The sequence below is a fragment of the Nocardiopsis chromatogenes YIM 90109 genome, from assembly GCF_000341185.1.
GTDB classification, from domain to species: Bacteria; Actinomycetota; Actinomycetes; order Streptosporangiales; family Streptosporangiaceae; genus Nocardiopsis_A; species Nocardiopsis_A chromatogenes.
The window spans coordinates 1-2,582 of sequence record NZ_ANBH01000028.1 but is presented as its reverse complement, the minus strand read 5'-3'; the positions used below and the strand labels follow the sequence as shown (position 1 = coordinate 2,582).

Sequence of the window (2,582 nt, the reverse complement as noted above, 5' to 3'; positions counted from 1 at the left end):
GCCCCCCCCCCTGCCGATCCGTGGCCGTCCTCCGGCGGGCTCCTGGTGCGGCCGTGGTCGTGCCGCCGGGCCGATCTGTTCCTGCGGTAGGAGAGGTGGTCAGGCGACCTTGACGCTCCAGTCGCCGACGGTCTCCACGACGTCCAGGCTGCCTCCCAGCGCGTCGACATAATCGCGTACCGAATCCATGGACGTGATCGGCCCGCTCTCGATTCCGGAGATGTGCGCCTGCGGGACGCCCATCCGTGTAGCGACCTCATTGCGGGTGAGGCCGCTCATGCGCCGCAGCTCGGCGAGCCGGTGGCCCCGAAGTTCGGCGCTGAGGTGCTCCTGGCCCACCCGCCTGGCGGTCTCTCGCTCAGGCGAGTCCCAGGACGGGTGCATCTCGCGCACCTTGCGCTTGGTCTCCTCCCATGGGGCCCTTCACGGTGTCGCCTCCCTGCGGCAGTGCCTCCGGCCGAGCCCCCTCACCCCGTCTGTTCCAGGTGGGAGCCCGAAGGGGACTTGTGCACTCTCAGGCGGGTGGTGATCCTGGTGCGCAGGTCGGCCACGTGGCTCACTACGCCCACGGCCCTTCCTCCGTCCCTCAGGCGGTCGAGGACGTCGAGGACCTCCTCCAAAGTCTCCTCGTCCAGGGTGCCGAAGCCCTCGTCGACGAAGAGGGTCCCGATGTCGGTGCCTCCGGCCTCCTGGCTCGCCACGTCGCCCAGGCCCAAGGCCAGTGACAGGGACGCGATGAACGTCTCGCCGCCCGACAGCGTCGCCGGGTCGCGCTCCAGGCCCGTCCAGGCGTCCAGGACCCGCAGACCCAGGCCGCCGCCCGACCGGGAGCGGTCGCCCGCCGCCTTGTCCACCGTGTGGCGCAGTTCGTACCTGCCGCCCGACATCGTCGTCAGCCGGTCGTTCGCCGCCGCCACCACCTGGCGGAGCCGGGCCGCCAGCACGTACGACGACAGCCGCACGCTCTCCCGGTTCGCCGGGGACGTGCCCGCCGCCAGGCGTGCCAGGCCGTCGGCGACGCGGTGCCGTTCGCGTGCCGGGCGGGAGGCGGTCAGCCGGTCCGACAGCTCCGCGCGCAGGTCGGCCAGGCGCTCCGCGCGCCGGGCCAGGCGGTCCCGCCAGGCCGCGGCGTGCTCCGCGGCCGCCTCGGCCCGGTCCGCGGCCGTCTGGGCCCGGTCGGCCCCCTGCCGGAGGGCGTCCAGGTCGGGCGCGGGCGCCTCGGCCTCCGCCGTGGGCATGTCGGCCAGCACGGCCCGCACCGCCGCCAGCTCCTCGTCGTAGGCGCGGGCCCGTTCGCGCAGCGCCGCGCGCCCGCCCTCGGCGCGGTCGGCCCTGCGCACCTCGGCCTCCTCGGCGAACCCGGCCTCCACCGCCGCCCGCCGCGCCTCGGCCTCGGCCGTGCGCCGCTCCTCGGCCGCCGCCGCCCGGCGGTCCAGCGCCTCGGCCGCCGACTGCAACAGCCCCGCTTCGCCCTCCAACCGCGACAGGCGCGCCTTCAGGCCGGCGTCCTCGCCGCGGGCTGCCTCCAGGCGCTCGGCCAGCCGCTCGGCCTCGGCCCGCCGCGCCGTACGGCGCTCGGTCAGCTCGGCCAGGTCCGCCGCCAGCGCACCCTGGTTCTCCCGGGCCCGGTCCAGCTCCGCGTCGACCCCGGCCAGCCGTTCCGCCGCCTGGGCCGCCTGCGCCGCCGCCGCGTCGAGTGCGTCCAGCGCCGCCTTGCGCGCCTCCACCTGCTCGGCGGCGCCCTCGGTGTCCCAGCCCCCGGCGGCCGCCTGCGCCGCCGCCAGCCGCTCGGCCAGCCCGGCCTCCGCCCCCTCCGCGTCGGTGCGGCGGCGCTGGGCCGCCTCGGCCGCGCGCTGCGCCCGCTCCTCGTCCTCCTGGGCCGGACGCGCGGCGTCCCCTTCGGCCGGGGCCGGGTGCTCGGCCGACCCGCACACCGGGCACGGCTCCCCGTCGGCCAGCCCTCCGGCCAGCTCGGCGGCCATGCCCTCGATCCGCAGGCGGCGGATGTCCAGCAGGTGCTCCTGGGCCGTCTGCGCCGCGTCGACCGCCGTGATGCGCCGCGCCGAGGCGGACGACAAGTCCTCGGCGAGCCGCGCGGCCTCCCGGGCGGCGGTGAGCCGCTGCCGGGCCAGCTCCAGCGCCTCCTCGGCGGCCTCCCGGGGCCCGGTCCGGGCGCGCGCCTCGTCCAGTTCGGCTGCGAGTTCGGCCCGGCGACCGGGCAGCTCGGCCGCCCGCCCCTTCCAGTACTCCAGCTCCCGGTCGGTCTTGCCGATGCGCGCGTCCAGCACCCGCACCTCGTCGCGCAGCTCGGCGCACCGCTCCACGTCGCCCTGCAGGTGGCGCAGGCGCGCCACCTCGTCCCGGCGGGTGCGCTCGGCCGCGCGCAGCGCATCGGCGGGGGAGGAGGCGTCCACGCCGCCGAGCCCCGACACCAGGGACAGGCGCTCGGCCGTCGCCATCTCCGCCTTCTCCAGTTCGGTGCGGCGCTGGTCGGCCGTCCGCAGCAGCGGCACCACCGCGGCCGCGCGCTCGGCGGCGGCCAGCTCGGCGTCCCAGGCGCGCCGTTCGGACGACCGGGCGAC

2 protein-coding genes are annotated in these 2,582 nt (G+C 77.7%); both read right to left on the bottom strand.

Going from position 1 to position 2,582, the window contains the following annotated elements; translation table 11 throughout:
• Positions 1 to 99: 99 nt before the first annotated feature.
• Positions 100 to 384 carry a helix-turn-helix domain-containing protein gene (locus D476_RS31850; protein ID WP_051061563.1) on the bottom strand — a complete coding sequence of 95 codons (285 nt, stop codon included), beginning with the start codon at positions 382 to 384 and terminating at the stop codon, positions 100 to 102.
• An 83-nt stretch (positions 385 to 467) separates the two neighbouring features.
• Positions 468 to 2,582: SbcC/MukB-like Walker B domain-containing protein (locus D476_RS0102570; protein WP_017622421.1), on the bottom strand; the 2,115-nt coding region annotated here is incomplete at its 5' end.